Consider the following 15,368-nt stretch of genomic DNA (forward strand, 5'->3'; position numbering starts at 1 on the left):
ATGATTATGAAGCCATTAGTGCAAGTAAGCGGAGTTAATAAAATTTATGGTAAGGGCGCACAAACATTTGAAGCGCTTAAAAATATTACATTTCAAGTAGAGGAAGGCGAGTTTGTTGGGGTTATGGGGCCATCTGGCGCTGGTAAGTCCACATTACTTAACGTCCTTGCTACTATTGATGCCCCGTCTTCAGGTGATATTTTAATTGGTGATGATAACGTTGCAAAAATGAAGGACAAAGCACTCGCAGATTTTAGACGTGATAATTTAGGATTTATTTTTCAAGATTATAACTTACTAGACTCTTTAACAGTACGCGAAAATATTGTACTCCCTTTAGCCATTGCTAAAGTGCCAACGAAGGAAATTAATGTACGTGTGGATAAAATTGCGACAACATTTGGCATTAGTGAATTATTAAATAAATATCCTTATCAAATTTCAGGTGGGCAAAAGCAACGTACTGCTTCATCACGTGCACTTGTAACACAACCAAAAATTATTTTTGCGGATGAACCAACAGGTGCGCTCGACTCTAAATCAGCAACGGATTTACTAGAGAGTTTGAGCGATTTAAATGAAACACAAAATGCTACGATTATGATGGTAACGCATGATGCTTTTGCGGCAAGCTTTTGCCAGCGCATTATTTTTATTCAAGACGGCACACTATCTAAGGAAATTCATCGCGGGGCAAAAACACGTAAGCAATTTTTTGAAGAAATCCTTCAGGTGCTCGCAGGCATTGGGGGCGATGTAAATGACGTTATTTAATTTAGCGCGCAAAAATTTACAGCGTAATTTCTCCAGTTACTTTTTATATATTGCCTCAATGGTATTTAGTATTGTTATTTATTTTACCTTTGTGACGTTGAAGTATAATGATGACATTTCGGCATTAACAGGAACCTCACAAAAAATCTCAAGTATGATGAGTGCTTCATCCGTTATTTTATTATTCTTTATTGTAGTGTTTATTGCGTACTCTAACTCCTTCTTTATGAAGAAACGTAAAAAAGAAGTGGCGCTGTACTCTTTACTAGGCGTACGTAAACAACAAATTGGCTTAATGTTATTTTTCGAAAACTTATTTATTGGTCTCGTATCATTAGTTGCGGGGATTGCAATTGGCTTTTTAATGTCTAAAGTGTTACTAACGATTTTAGTACGTTTAATGGGCTATAGTTTAACAGCGGGCTTTGTATTTTCAAGTGAAGCGGTTATTAATACAGTAATAGTTTTTTTAATTTTATTTATTTTTACTTCATTACAAGGTTACCGTGTAATTTATCAGTTTAAACTGATTGATTTATTTCATGCAGAAAAGCAAGGGGAGGCGATGCCAAAAGCATCTATCCTGTCAGCAATTATTGGTGTGCTAAGTGTGAGTGCTGGTTACTATTTAGCACTTGAAGACATTATGACTAGCATGTGGTGGCGTATTTTATCAATTGCGATGCCTATTGTTATTATTGGTTTAACAGTCTTTGGTACGTATTTATTATTCCATAGTGTAAGTGTCTTTGCACTACAAGCAATGAAAAAAATGCATAGCTTTTCATGGAAGGGCTTAAATCTTATTACAACATCACAGCTTTTATATCGTATCCGTGGTAATGCTAAATCGCTAACGGTTATTGCGGTATTAAGTGCTACTACGATTACAGCGGGTGGCGCCGTATTTGGTCTATATTACAATATTGATAAAAGTATCAATGATAATACACCGGTTACATTTATGTGGGAGGGCGAGCCGCTAGAAGTACCGCAAGTGAATACGCACCATACGTTAGCGACTAAATTAGTAACCTTTACACATAACGAAAGTGAACGTCAGTATCAAGTGTTACCGTTAGCAACTTACAATGAGCTAGCACAGGAGCAAGGCAAGGCAAAAATTACAACAATGGCGACAAACGAAGGCGTATTATTAGATCCTTATTATGATGAGCGTTTTTCAGATAAGTTAACAGGTGCTGATTTTACAGCCAATGTACCACTTCATCTTACAAGTCAGGAAACTTATGCTGTAACAAATATGATGACAACAGGTCCTATGATTATTGTAAATGAGCAAACGTATGAGGCACTTGAAGGCGAGGCAACAACCTATCAAGCTTATACATTACAAGATGATGCAGATGGTCTAGCGATTTCACGTGAGCTTGACTCACAATTAACAGAGGCACAACAAGACTTTACAAGTCAGCCAGCTGCTTACGAAGAAATTATGTCAGCGATGGGCGCAATGCTATTTGTAGGTAGCTTTTTAGGACTTGTTTTCTTAACAGCAACGGGCAGTATTATTTACTTTAAAATTGTTTCTGAAGCAGAGGCAGATAAGGATAAATACACGATTCTTTATAAAATTGGTGTAAATGATGCTCAAATGTTAAAAACGATTAGTGCACAAGTAGGTATTATTTTTGGTGCGCCACTAGCAGCAGGTTTACTGCACGCTACATTTGCGCTACTCGGTTTTTCGAACTTACTAGGTATGTCGATTACTAAACCAGTATTAGTTTGGATGGCTGCATATATTGCGATTTATGGGCTGTATTATATTTTTACAACACGTGCTTTTTATAAAATTGTTAAAAATGCGAGGGGGAATGCGTAGTGAAGAAATTAGTAGGATTGATGGTGTTTTTAGGCATCATTGTCATTGGTGGATTAGCTATACTGCGCTTTGTTGATTTTAATCAATTAGGTGCAGAAACGTATTATGTACAAATTGTAGATGATGGTAAGGTCGAAAAAACAACAATTGATACAGGCGAGGTTTTTGAAACTTACTGGTATAATGACTATAAAATTTTTGACGAAAAAGGGCAGTCACAAGTGGTTAATTTTTCTGCACAAAAAAACCTACGTCAAGGTGCTTATTTAAAAGTGTTTTATAAGGCAGATAAAGGTGTAACTTCTTATGAAGAAGTACAGGAAGCGGATGTACCAGCTAAAGCTAAGGAGCAAATGTAGTGTTTGCGCTTAAATTATTATTTGCTTCGACGGTAAACGGTACATGTATGATATTTGAAGAACGCATTATTATGGTACAGGCAAGTAATCCAAAGCAAGCAGAGCAAATGGTAAAACTCTATTTTGTAGCGGATAGCTACGAAAATGCCAATGGTGAGCAAAATATCGTTACGCTTGAGGCAGTGCTCGATTGTTTTGAGGTAGTTGATCAGCTGCCAGCGATGCATTTGGTGGAAGTTTATAGCCGCTATTTGATTTATGACGAACCAACTACAGTTGAACAAGTTATTAAATACTATAAATTAAACGCGTAAGGGGGAGCCCCTTACGCGTTTTTTGGTAGTGTAATATGAACGGTTGTGCCTTTATCTAAAGTAGAGGTTAACCATACTGCGCCGCCGTGCGCCTCGATAATATCGCGCGCAATAGCTGTCCCAAGCCCTGTGCCTGTTGTGTGCGCTGTATTAGTACCTCTATAATAACGTTCGAAAATATGGGTAAGCTCATCTTCTGCAATACCCTTACCATTATCCTGAATTGTAATATAAGCATCATTGTTCTTTGTTGTAATCGCAAGTGTGATGCTAATACTAGTGTCATTATGATGTATGGCGTTGTAAATAAAATTAAGCAATGCTCGTTCAATAAAATGACGGTCAATGGTACAAGTAATGTCGTCAACTTGTGCATCAAATTGTAAGTCATAGTTTTCAAATTGAGGTTCATTTAATAGCTCAATAAGCAGTTCGCGGCTAAAAGTAACAAGGTTAGTTGGTGCTAATTGAAGCGGCAACTGCTGGTTACGAAGGCGCATTGTTAAATTTAAATCATCTAATAGCTCACCCATATGACGTGATTGTTTTTCAATGACTTGTGCATAGGTTAGCATTTCATTTACACTGTCAGCTTCTTGCATAATTTCGGCATAGCCGCGGATGGAGGCAAGAGGCGTTTTCATATCATGTGAAATATTACTAATCCATTCTTCGCGCATTGTTTCGAGACGAAGGCGCTCTTGTTCGTGTGCGGCAAGCTCCTCAGACACATCATTAAGGTTTTGAAAAACTTCAGTATATAGCCCTTTTTTTGCGGGGATAGTAGAAAACTTACGATTTTTTAAGTGCTGAATTTGATTTAAAATCTGCGTCAATGGTTTCGTTAAGCTACGCCCAAAAAAGAACGCGATAATTATTGTAATAATAATATCGGCAATTAGCATATATAGCGCATATTGACTTAGTCCTTCTAAAATCTGCTTAATATTTAACGTAGCAATATAACGAAAGGTATCATGGTCTTTTATGCCAACAATGTAGCTGATGTTTTCCTTAGCGTACACATACGTAGTAATATCTGAGATTTGTTCGTACTTATACATGGAAATAAGGTCAATAGGTGCGTAGTGTTTAGGTAACTCTGGTGGCGCATGTACACTATCAATGACATCACCATTTTCATTTAAAAATTGTACATAAGCATCAGCTTGTTGTAGTGCATCTAGCCCTTCACGTGTAAGCACAGGTTTACCATCGACAATTTCAAATTTATGCTCAAAATTACGTGCAAAAAACTCAGGCGTATCTGTTAAGCTAGCCGAAAAATCCTTCTTACTTGTGATAAAGGCTGTGGCAAGTAAAATCATGACATTAACAATTAAAACAATGAAGACAATAATCACAACCGAAAGTAAAAAACGACCTGTTAACCGCCACTTCATTTATTTAGGCACGACTAATTTATAGCCGAGTCCTTTTATTGTTGTAATAAATGTAGGGTTAGAAGGGTCAGCCTCGATTTTTTCGCGTAGACGACGAATATGTACCATCACAGTATTATCGCCACCTAAAAAATCCTCACCCCATACATTTTCAAATAAAGTCTCTTTACTAACAATACGATTAGGATGACGTAAAAAAGTAGCGAGTAACCCTACTTCTTTTGCTGTTAGCTCTAGTAACTGCCCATCTTTATAAATTTCAGTATCGTCACTCATTGTAAAAGGTCCAACTTCTACTGCAGTTTGAGGTGTTGTTGTATACTCGGCTCGGCGTAGGTGCGCCTTAACGCGGTAAGCAACCTCCTTTGGACTAAATGGTTTAGAAATATAATCGTCACCGCCAATCGCAAGTCCGACTAATTTATCCACTTCATCCGTTTTAGCTGACATAAATAAAATTGGGATATGTGAGGTTTGTCTAATTGTTTTACAAAGCTCATAGCTTTCACCATCTGGCAGCATCACATCTAATAATGCAAGGTCAGGTTTTATAGTATGAAATAATTGTTCACCTTCGGCTAAGGTATGAGCAATAAAGATGTGATTAAGCCCTTCTTTATTAAGTGTTACACGTAATAATTGTGCAAGATCTAGCTCATCTTCTACAATTAAAATTTTTGGTTCATTCATAAACTTTATGCATCCTTTCTACGTCTAATGGGTATAGTTATATAATGAGGTTTAGAAGGGGTGTATGCAAATGAAAAAGCAATTAGCAGTCTTAGTAGCAAGTGCGGCATTACTTGCAGCATGTGGCGAGAAGGAAGAAAAGCCAAATGCAAAAGAACCAGAGGAAAAAGTAGATACTGAGCAACCAGCAGTAGAAGAGGGGGAACAACAAGTGGACGCAGCATTTGCGATTTATGAAGGCGAAATTGTTAAAGTCAACGGAACTTCTTTAGAGGACATGTCATTAGAGCTGAAGCAAATAAATAGTGATGAGCCAATTCACATTAAAGCACAGCCTAAAACACTACTTTTTGAAAATGGTGGTGAGGCACTAAAATTTGAGGATCTTAAAGAAGGCGACCGTATTCATGCGTATATGGATAGTAAAAAACCGGTAGTAATGATTTACCCACCACAATATACGGCTGATGTGATTACGGTGCAAAAAGCTGATGAGCCAAACGGCATTGACGTTGCGAAATATAACGACAAACTTGAGAACGATACAAATACCTTAAAGCTGAATGAAAGCGAAGATACAAAAATTACAGACGAAGCAGGCGAGGTTTTAACTTGGGACGATGTTAAAGGTGCCAATGCAGTTGTATTTTACGGTGCAACAACGCGTAGTATCCCTGCGCAAACGACACCCGATAAAATTGTTGTTTTAAAAACAACATTACAGCAATAAAATGTAAGGGCCATAATTGTTGCGAAAACAGCAGTTATGGCTTTTTTTCTTTGCTATAGTATAGCTAGGGGGGTGGCCGTTATGTTATTGCCTATTGATGAACAGTTACATAAACAATATAAAATGATGGACCCGCCATCATTAGAGCGTGCTATGGCGATAATTGCTGAGCATGATACGCCAGCAGATGTACGCGCAATTATGGGGCGTACATTGTTACCGCAACAATTTTTAATTGAGGAAGAAGAAACAGCTAACGCTATTTTTTCGGAGGCACGTAAATATTGGGGGCGTATACCAGATAGTTTGCATGAGCGTTTTTTGGCGCAACATATCCAAGTGGATAAGCTACATACGCAACTCGACAATTTTTTTTACTCTCAACAAGGTAAGGAGCAATTTTTAACTTATTTGCGTCAACATAATGCGATGACTTTGCCTCAACTCTTACAATTACTTATTCAGCGTACTATAGATATAGGGGATGATATTGCCCTTAAACAAATTTATTTATATCCCATTGATGCAAGGTATATGGTGCACTTTATTTATCAGCAAGACGAATTATTTTGGTATGAGCTATTTTGTAAAAAAGTTTATTCTTTATGTATTCATGAGCCAATTGATTTAGTACCTAAACTTTTGCAGTTGGCCAAACATTTCGAGCAAGCGGTAAAAATAAGTTATGCACATGTGGATAACTTAGATGTACACTATGAGCAACGTATGCAACAACTGATTTTATTTGTAACAAACTATAATCCACCATCAGCAAGTTTGAAACAATTAGATTTATATTATATTTTTTTGTTGGCACGTCGTAAAAAGTATAATGGTGAACATATCATTTATAAAATTAAAGAAATCCGTGCATGGGACCAAGGTGACCATGTGTTAACAAAAACAGAGAAAGTTGCGCTGCGTTATGTATTATTTACTGTACATGCGCTACGTGAGGAGTATGGCAAAGTTATTAGCAATGCTCATTATTTATTGAATGATGAGTGTTTAAATAATTATGCGATTAAAATTATGTTGAGCTATGAGGATGTATTACCTGCTTTTCCTGCAAATGAGCAAACATTGATTAAAAATTATCACCAAAACTATATGGAACAACTTTATTATTATTATTTAGAGGCGCTAGTGGCACTTAAAAAATATAAAGAGGCGCTTCATATTATTAAAAGTGACCCATTAGCAAGCTGTATGATTGTACAAGATATTGTTACTAATCAAGCTGACAATGAAGCTTTTGATGCACGTATGCAAACGATTAAAAATCAAATGCTAGATGAAGCAACAAAACACCAAACACTACACTTTTTAACACAGCTCATTGCAATATTTGAAGCAACCACATATAAGGGATTGGCGAGACGTTTAAAGGTCGCGTATGAAAAAATAAAGGAGGCTCCGCTTAATTAAGCGTAGAGCCTCCTTTTTATGGCAAGTATTTGCCGTCTGTAACATGTTCACTATTTTCTAAAATGAATGCGGAGATGACTTTTGTTTTTTTATCATAATGATAGTAATACATATACGTAGGCTCATCTTTAAAACGCACGCGCATATAATATTTTTTTTCGTCATTACGGTAGGTCATCATTTTACGTTCGATTTTATCTGTATAACCTTGTTCTTGTAAATAATGATTTACATGGTCAGCCGCATTCTTTTTTTCGAAGAACATGGAGAAAAATAGCACACTGAGTACAATCATAAAAATTAGCACAGCGCCTACAATGAGTAGCCCACGTTTTTTTGTTCAATTTGCTTCACTCCTACTTTATCGCTACCTCTAGTATACGTTGTGAAATGAATGTAAGCGTATCCGAAAAAGTACAAAGTGATGGCATTACACCAAAATACGATTGGCTTCAAATTGTGCAATCTCTTCTGTTGTGTAGCCAAGAGATTGTAAAATTTCGGTTGTATGTTCACCTAATTTAGCACCAATATGTTTGTAGACGGGTGGTGAACTCGAAAATTTGAAGGCTGAAGCAATTTGTTTTTGTGTACCGTTTTCTGATGGTACTTCAGCGACCATTTGGCGTGCTTTTATTTGTGGGTGCTCACATGCTTCATCAAAAGTTAGCACAGGCTCTACACAACCATGGAAATCATCATTAAAAACGGTTAGCCATTGGTCAAAGGTTTTAGTTAAGAAAGCATCATGAATGGCTTCTTTAAAACGTTTTTGTGTATATGGTGAGTCATTAAAGGTGCTATCAATTAACTCAGGGATGTCGAGTGCCTCACACAAAAGTTTACGGAACTGTGGCTCTAAGCTTCCTACTGAAAAGTAGCGACCATCTTTTGTTTTATAATAATCATAAAAAGTACCGCCATTTAAAATTTCGGCTTCAGGCTTTGCGACATGACCACTGCCAAAGTAGGTAGCGCCTGCAAGTAAATTTAATGAAAATACAGCGTCTGTCATACTTACATCAATAAATTGTCCTTCACCTGTTTTTTCGCGGTGTAGCGCTGCAGCTAATACCCCTATTGCTGCATGCATCGTACCGCCAGCCATGTCCGCAATTTGTACCCCCATTGCGACAGGCTTTTTATTTTGGTGGCGCGAGTAGTCGAGTACACCCGCGACGGATAAATAGTTATTGTCATGACCAGGGCGATTGCTAAAAGGCCCTGTTTGACCATAGCCTGTAATCGCACAATAAATTAATTTTGGATTGACCTGTTTAAGTGTTTCGTAATCAATACCTAAGCGTTGCATAACACCAGGTCTAAACCCCTCAATTACAATGTCATACTCAGCTACGAGTTCCTTAATAATTTTAGTAGCCTCAGGTGTTTTTAAATTTAAAGTTAATGAGCGTTTAGAGCGATTAACATGCTGATGAATATAGGATTCGCGCTCCTCATCATACGGCGGCATAATGCGCATTAAGTCTACACGTTTTGAAGATTCGATGTGAATCACATCAGCGCCTAAATCTGCGAAAATCATGGTTGCCATTGGTCCAGGTAATAGTGTCGAGAAATCTAAAATTTTTAAACCGTTTAAAATACCCAATCTCCTCACCCCATCTGTGAAAGTAGTATCTGTATTAATACAGATTAAAAATGATTTAACAGTAGTATAACAGAGTGTGGCTGTAAAAGTACACGCAATTTTAATGATTTTTGCGCCACTTCGCTGATACAATAAAGATATATAGATTATCCCTTTTAGTTATGCAATAATGGGAGGATATATCCAAAAATTGACGGAATTAACAACATATAAGCCGTAGAGAGGGCTAGCGTGATGAAGGAAGTAGAAAAGAAAAAAATAAAATTAAAGTATTTGTTGTCAGGATTAATGCTGTTAGGTTTTTTGGTTATTATTTCCTTTGGTTTACTTAGCGGTTATAAAGTAATTAAAGCATCATTACTAGAAGAAGCTTTAGATAATAATGAAGCGTATGCCAAAAAATTAGCGCGTACAGCAGATCAATTCTTAACAGACTCTCAAGATACATTAGCCTATAGTGCTGATATTATTGAAAAAAATTTAGCTGATGGTAGTGTGTTAGGTGAAGAAACACGTCGTTTGCAAGAGCAAGCGAATTCTTTTAACTCAGCTGCTGTAGTAGATACTAATCGTAAAGTATTAGCTGTATCTCCAAAGACAGTAAACGTAAAAGACAAGGTGCTTGATTCGTCTGGCGCACGTGAAGCTAACCGCGCACAGCGACCTAATATTACGAACCCATACATTACAATTACCGGTAAACTTGTCGTATTTATTTCACATCCTTTGTTTGATGCCAATCATATTTACCAAGGGCTAGTGGCAGGGACATTGTATTTACAAGATCATAATGCTTTTTATGATATTTTAGGTAAGCATCCCTATGATGATGAGTCTTTTGTTTATGTTATTGATAAGGAAGGCGAAATTATTTTTCACCGTGATATTGAACATGTAGGTGAAAAAGTTGACGCTGAAATTATTAAGCAAATTAAAGATAAAGATGTTGGGGCGTTTCGTTTTACAGATGTAGACAAGCAGCGTTTTGTAGCAGGCTATAGTAAATTAGAGACAGCTGATTGGTATATTATTTTACAACGTCCACATGAGCTAGTAGAAGCACCAGCAAAGTGGGTAGTACAGCGTATTGGTTTAACAACTACACCTGTATTTATTTTAATGATTTTAATTACACTTTATGCAACACTTCGTATTGTACGCCCGATTCATTTATTAGCGGAGTACACTGAAGAAAGCCTTGTCTCTAAAAATGTAGAGAAATTAAAAAATGTACCTAGTTTTTATGATGAGGCACAGTCACTTAAACGCTCATTAGTACGCACGCTATCGTCATTACAAAGTCAAGTGGAGTTCTTTCAAAACCAAGCAGTAATTGACCCACTAACAGGGCTAACAAATCGTCGCACAATGGATGAGGTGCTAGGTAACTGGCATAAAAACGAAATTGATTACGCAATTATTATGTTAGACTTAGATCATTTTAAACGTGTAAATGATACATATGGACATGCAGTAGGTGACCAAGTATTACAGTATCTCGCACAAAAAATTAAAAACCATGCACGCACGCAAGATGTTTGTTGTCGTTATGGTGGTGAAGAATTTATTATTTTATTACCACATACACCGCTTGAAGAGGCTTATGGTGTAGCCGAAAGTCTACGTGAAGACTTAGCTAAGACGGTTAGCCCGTGCGGTGATATTATTACGATGTCAGCAGGCGTTGCCGAAATGAGTGAGCGAGCGCCAGAGCCAGCTAATGTTATTGAGCTAGCTGACCAAGCATTGTATCGTGCTAAGGAAACAGGACGCAATCGCACGTGTACATCAAGGGATGAGTGCTAAAGAAATCGAGGGGTGCCAACGTGCATCTCTCGATTTTTTACTATAAATTTGTGAGAAAAGACCGATAGAAAGCATAGAAGTATATTTATTGAGGAGGAGTTTTAGTGATTAATAAAAAAGGTGGGCAGCGTGCATTACGTGCAACACTAGCGGCAACCCTTGTAACAAGTGGTGTTGTTTATACATTGCCCGTACAAGCCGCATCGTCACCGTTTTCCGATGTCCCTTACACACATACACATTTTGATAATATTATGGCGTTACAAGCACGCGGCGTTATTTCAGGCTATGGCGATGGTACATTTCGTCCTAATAAATATGTAACACGCGCACAAGCTTCAAAAATGTTAGCGATGGTACTTAACTTAGACACAGTCAACGTAAAAAATCCGAATTTTGCAGATGTCAGCTCACATGATGAGCATTATGGTGCTATTGCTGCTTTAGTTGAAGCAAATGTTATTTCAGGTTATGGCGATGGTAGTTTTCGTCCTAATGCCACATTAACACGCTCACAAATGGCAAAAATGCTCGTCAATGGTTTTAACTTTGAGGTTGCTTCAGCCGTGCAACCTGTATTTGAGGACGTTACTTCGACGACAAGTAATGCCGTACATATTCAAACATTGGTTGATTTAGGTATTACACGTGGTACAACACCGGTAACCTTTTCACCCTATAATAATGTAACACGCGGACAAATTTCGACATTTTTAATGAATGCGGAGCGTGCTAATCAACGAGTTAAAAAATATAAAATCACAGCGATTGAAGGCAATACGGTTTACATTAACGGAGTACCTTACCAAGCAAGCCGCCATCTTCAAAGTTTATTAAGTAGCCGTAATGCAGCTGTATTAAAGGATGCAACGATTGAAGCAAAATTTAGAGGTAAAGAAATTATTGATATTTCTAAGCTGACGATTAATGCAAGTGGCACATCACCCTCACGCATGTTAGTGCTAAGTGGTAATCATACACAGTTAAATGCTGATGTAGTAGTAAACGGTAATCATATTGTCTTCCGTGATATGACAATCCGAGGTACAGTGTTACTTAATGAAACAGTACGTCCACCACTTACGCACCATACACCATTTGTATCACGCTCGGTTATTACGGAGCGTAATTTTCAAGCAGGTAGCTTGGCTTCAGGTAATACGATTAATTGGGGAAACAGTAATTCTTCAGAGATGAAGGCCCAAAAAAATGTAGTGTTTGAAAATACAGAGGTACAAAAAATAATTGTGTCCCAAAATGCGACAAAAATTACAACAGACCGCGAGCTTAAACATATTGAGGTTATTGGTAATGTCGAACAAATCGAGCTACAAGGTGATGCGAATTACTTCCACGTTAACAATGATAAAAAGTTAACGATTTTTGGTGAGGGTATGATTAACCACCTGCAATATGACAGCTTATATGATTTACAAATTTATATTGATGGCACGGTTAATAAATTAGTGGTGGATAATAGCTTTGGTTGGATTGATTTAGATGAACATACGTATATTAATGAAGTGATTTTACCACCAGGTGAGTCGCCAAATAATATTTTTGATGATTATTTAGAGGACCATGGCAATATTACGGTGATTGAAGACAGTGATGGCAATCCTGTGGATAAAAACCCTGTGGAAAACCAAAAGCCTTCAGACCGTACACCACCTGTTATGAAAATTTTAGAGGTAACACCAGAGGGTACGAGTGCGACAGTTAATTTCCATACAAATGAAAACGGTACGTATTACTATATTGTACAAAAGAAAACAGAGGATATGAAGACGCCACCAGGGCGTGATTTTATTGAGCAGAAGCGCGGTAAATATGATGATATGGGCACAGGCTCTATGCGCGTTGGCGAAAATAAATTTACAGCAACAGGCTTAGCTGAAAAAGAAACATATGTCGTTTATATTTTAGGCGTTGATGGCGCAAAAAATGTATCACCTATTATTCAAAAAGAGTTTCAAATGAAAGACGCAACACCACCAAAGGTAAATAATTTAAAGGCAATCCCTATGCGTGGCGGTCAGCGTGCAGAGGTTTCCTTCTCACCAAGTGAAGATGGACAGTACTTTGTGTATTACCGCAAGTCCGTAGCTGGGCAACCTGCTGCAACTTTTGAAGAAATCGAAGCGAACGCACAAATTAAAAAGCGTACGCCAAAAGATAATGGTACGCAAGTTATTACAGAAATGATTTCAGGACTTAGTAACGAAACAGACTATGAAGTATATGTAGCTATGATTGACCTAGCGGATAATAAATCCGTTGAGCCACAAGCAATGACTACACTTACAACTTCAGAGTTAGATAATATCCCACCTTATATTTTAGGAGGAGAGTTGCGTCATAAGTCAGGTAATGTGTATGAGGTCGAAATTAGCGAGCCGCTTGACCCAGAGTCAGCGACAAAGATTGAAAACTATCGTTTAAAGGGTACGGCGATGGTCAATATCCCACAGCACGATAAAGATGGCGTGCTGCCAATGAAAGTAGAGTATGCGGACAAGGGTAATAAAGGATTATTAACCGTAACTGTACCTGCGACAACCGCATTAGTTAATGGCGATAATATTGTGCTCGATATTTCACCGCGAGTTAAGGATTTAGCGGACAATGAGTTCGAAAATATTAACAACATTCCAAAAGGTATTGAAAAGGCACGTAATCGTGCAGAGTATATTCATAACGACTTGATTAAGCCGACGTTAAAATTAAATAATATTATTGTTAATAATGATAATACTAAAGCAGAACTAGAATTTACCGCTAATAAAGCAGGTACGTACTACTATATGATTATGCCTGAAGGAATTAATTTTGATAAACGAGATATTAAACCTAAAGATTTTTATGCAGAGTTTACGAATGATAAAACTGATAAATTTATCGTAGACCCAAAAACGGGCGAAAAACTTTATTTATCAATGGAGGGTCCAAAGCCTGCGGAACGTGATAAACAAAAGGTTGATATTACAATCCCTAAAGAAAAACTCGATCCATTTAAAAGCTATTCGGTCTATATGATTTTACGAGACCGTTCAGGTAATCTTACCGAAATTCAAGAGATTTCATTAGTGGCAGATGCTAAGCCACCACTTGTGACTGTTATTCCAGAAGGGGACAAAAAAGTACGCCCAGACTTTGGCGACATCACGGCAACACTGCGTCTAAATAGTAATGAAAAGGGGCGTGTTCATTATATTTTACGTGAAGAAGGACCAGAGCTTCAAGATGTGACAGCTGCTTATATTCGCACAGCTGGCCGTGCAGCAGATATGCGTGAGGGTATGAATGATATTAAAATTACGGGGATGTTACCGCACCGTCACTATGTACTTTATGTAGCGGTAGAGGATACATTTGGTAATATTACGATGAAAGAGTCGACAGATTTAAATGAAGGCGAAGATAAGCCAAATGGTAAGGATATGAAATTTAAGTTCTTCTCAGATGGTACACGCCCGCACTTTATTATTCCGAAACTCTTTGATCAACCTGCTGTTGTTTTAGCGGGTAATGATGATGGTGTTACCTTCCGTGTCACGTTTAATGAATCGATTTATGGCAGTGACGGCTATTATCCCGATGAACTGCCGAAGTTCTTTGAAATTAAGGATGCTGAAGGTTTTGAAATTAAGGATGCTGAATGGTCCTTCTCTTCACTTATTAAGAAAAATGCTTTAGGTCAAGAAGAAGTAGATAAAGATGGCAATTTTGTATTAGAGAAACAGCCGTATGACTCGCGTGACCTCATCATTAAATTTAAGGAAGCACCAAAAAAAGATTTTGCTGTCGTAGTAAATAAAGAAATGGTAGATAATAAATTTGCGAAGTTACCATTTGCGGATGCTAATGAAGCTGTTTATAAATATCAAGATTCTAATTTACGTGTTTCTTATGCAGTATTACAAAATCAAAAGATTGTAGACAATATTGTAGACAATATTGCTACATCTAAAGAAATGACTGTGTTAGTGGAAGGTAAACGTCAAGGGAAATTCTTAAATCTTTACTATGTGGTTATCAACGACAAAGATGAAAATATTACACCAGACCATGTTAAAAATAATGAAAAGCCAGACGAAGTAAATGAAGAATTTGAAATTCATGGCAAGTCGGAGTTAGGTGATGTGGCAACAGAGCTACAGTTAACAGCGCCTAAGGATCAAGTATTTAAAGAAGGTCAGTGGATTTATATGGTAACAGAAGATGAATACGGTACGTTAATTATGCCAAAAACACCAACACAAATCACACGTGAAAAATAATAACCAAAAAACCATTTGAAACAATTGCGTTTCGAATGGTTTTTTAATGCGTAAATGAACCTCTTACGAACAATAGCGTTTTATAAAGTGAGGTGAGAGTGAGATGAAGGAACCGCTAGATTTATT

General features: G+C 37.4%; 12 protein-coding genes. 8 read left to right on the plus strand and 4 right to left on the minus strand.

Annotated elements, in window-relative coordinates:
- Window positions 1–6 precede the first annotated feature (6 nt).
- From CH76_RS08980 to CH76_RS08995, 4 genes are read left to right on the plus strand one after another with little or no spacing between them, the layout of a single operon-like run.
- Window positions 7–774, plus strand: coding sequence for an ABC transporter ATP-binding protein (locus tag CH76_RS08980; RefSeq protein WP_036145196.1), 768 nt, complete (start codon window positions 7–9; stop codon window positions 772–774).
- Window positions 761–2,620 (plus strand): ABC transporter permease, encoded by a 1,860-nt coding sequence (locus tag CH76_RS08985; RefSeq protein ID WP_036145198.1) that lies wholly within the window; start codon window positions 761–763, stop codon window positions 2,618–2,620. The genes CH76_RS08980 and CH76_RS08985 overlap by 14 nt, the downstream gene beginning before the upstream one ends.
- The gene (locus tag CH76_RS08990) at window positions 2,620–2,979 is read left to right on the plus strand and encodes a YxeA family protein (protein ID WP_036145201.1); all 360 of its coding nucleotides are present in this window, start codon (window positions 2,620–2,622) and stop codon (window positions 2,977–2,979) included. The genes CH76_RS08985 and CH76_RS08990 overlap by 1 nt, the downstream gene beginning before the upstream one ends.
- Window positions 2,979–3,293 (plus strand): DUF4288 domain-containing protein, encoded by a 315-nt coding sequence (locus CH76_RS08995; protein WP_036145203.1) that lies wholly within the window; start codon window positions 2,979–2,981, stop codon window positions 3,291–3,293. Before CH76_RS08990 ends, CH76_RS08995 begins: the two co-directional genes overlap by 1 nt.
- Before the next feature lie 11 nt (window positions 3,294–3,304).
- On the opposite strand, the gene CH76_RS09000 is transcribed toward CH76_RS08995, so the two are convergent.
- Both CH76_RS09000 and CH76_RS09005 read right to left on the minus strand, forming a co-directional pair.
- Window positions 3,305–4,696 (minus strand): sensor histidine kinase KdpD, encoded by a 1,392-nt coding sequence (locus tag CH76_RS09000; RefSeq protein WP_036145205.1) that lies wholly within the window; start codon window positions 4,694–4,696, stop codon window positions 3,305–3,307.
- On the minus strand, window positions 4,697–5,386 hold the full coding sequence (locus tag CH76_RS09005; protein WP_036145207.1) for a response regulator transcription factor: 690 nt from the start codon (window positions 5,384–5,386) through the stop codon (window positions 4,697–4,699).
- A gap of 70 nt (window positions 5,387–5,456) precedes the next feature.
- Here CH76_RS09005 and CH76_RS13515 point away from each other — a divergent pair, with 70 nt between their 5' ends.
- Window positions 5,457–6,116 carry a hypothetical protein gene (locus CH76_RS13515; protein WP_051910297.1) on the plus strand — a complete coding sequence of 220 codons (660 nt, stop codon included), beginning with the start codon at window positions 5,457–5,459 and terminating at the stop codon, window positions 6,114–6,116.
- Between the two features lie 81 nt (window positions 6,117–6,197).
- Complete coding sequence (locus tag CH76_RS09015; RefSeq protein WP_036145209.1) at window positions 6,198–7,544, plus strand: hypothetical protein; 1,347 nt, start codon at window positions 6,198–6,200, stop codon at window positions 7,542–7,544.
- 16 nt (window positions 7,545–7,560) lie between these two features.
- On the opposite strand, the gene CH76_RS09020 is transcribed toward CH76_RS09015, so the two are convergent.
- Together CH76_RS09020 and CH76_RS09025 are read right to left on the minus strand one after the other, a co-directional pair.
- On the minus strand, window positions 7,561–7,839 hold the full coding sequence (locus CH76_RS09020) for a DUF3139 domain-containing protein (protein WP_036145211.1): 279 nt from the start codon (window positions 7,837–7,839) through the stop codon (window positions 7,561–7,563).
- Between the two features lie 135 nt (window positions 7,840–7,974).
- Window positions 7,975–9,156 (minus strand): CaiB/BaiF CoA-transferase family protein, encoded by a 1,182-nt coding sequence (locus CH76_RS09025; RefSeq protein WP_036145214.1) that lies wholly within the window; start codon window positions 9,154–9,156, stop codon window positions 7,975–7,977.
- A gap of 234 nt (window positions 9,157–9,390) precedes the next feature.
- On the opposite strand from CH76_RS09025, the gene CH76_RS09030 reads away from it, so the two are divergent.
- Together CH76_RS09030 and CH76_RS13520 are read left to right on the plus strand one after the other, a co-directional pair.
- On the plus strand, window positions 9,391–10,962 hold the full coding sequence (locus CH76_RS09030) for a sensor domain-containing diguanylate cyclase (protein ID WP_036145216.1): 1,572 nt from the start codon (window positions 9,391–9,393) through the stop codon (window positions 10,960–10,962).
- Window positions 10,963–11,066: 104 nt separating this feature from the next.
- Complete coding sequence (locus CH76_RS13520; RefSeq protein WP_051910298.1) at window positions 11,067–15,242, plus strand: S-layer homology domain-containing protein; 4,176 nt, start codon at window positions 11,067–11,069, stop codon at window positions 15,240–15,242.
- Window positions 15,243–15,368: the final 126 nt, after the last annotated feature.

The sequence above is a fragment of the Lysinibacillus sp. BF-4 genome (assembly GCF_000743635.1).
In the GTDB taxonomy this organism is placed as follows: domain Bacteria; phylum Bacillota; class Bacilli; order Bacillales_A; family Planococcaceae; genus Metalysinibacillus; species Metalysinibacillus saudimassiliensis.

What these genes read in the sequence shown, in the direction of transcription:
- CH76_RS08980 (WP_036145196.1), top strand. Translation starts at nt 7, where the DNA reads ATGAAGCCATTAGTGCAAGTAAGCGGAGTTAATAAAATTTATGGTAAG.
- CH76_RS08985 (WP_036145198.1), top strand. Translation starts at nt 761, where the DNA reads ATGACGTTATTTAATTTAGCGCGCAAAAATTTACAGCGTAATTTCTCC.
- CH76_RS09000 (WP_036145205.1), bottom strand. Translation starts at nt 4,696, where the DNA reads ATGAAGTGGCGGTTAACAGGTCGTTTTTTACTTTCGGTTGTGATTATT.
- CH76_RS09005 (WP_036145207.1), bottom strand. Translation starts at nt 5,386, where the DNA reads ATGAATGAACCAAAAATTTTAATTGTAGAAGATGAGCTAGATCTTGCA.
- CH76_RS13515 (WP_051910297.1), top strand. Translation starts at nt 5,457, where the DNA reads ATGAAAAAGCAATTAGCAGTCTTAGTAGCAAGTGCGGCATTACTTGCA.
- CH76_RS09015 (WP_036145209.1), top strand. Translation starts at nt 6,198, where the DNA reads ATGTTATTGCCTATTGATGAACAGTTACATAAACAATATAAAATGATG.
- CH76_RS09020 (WP_036145211.1), bottom strand. Translation starts at nt 7,839, where the DNA reads ATGATTGTACTCAGTGTGCTATTTTTCTCCATGTTCTTCGAAAAAAAG.
- CH76_RS09030 (WP_036145216.1), top strand. Translation starts at nt 9,391, where the DNA reads ATGAAGGAAGTAGAAAAGAAAAAAATAAAATTAAAGTATTTGTTGTCA.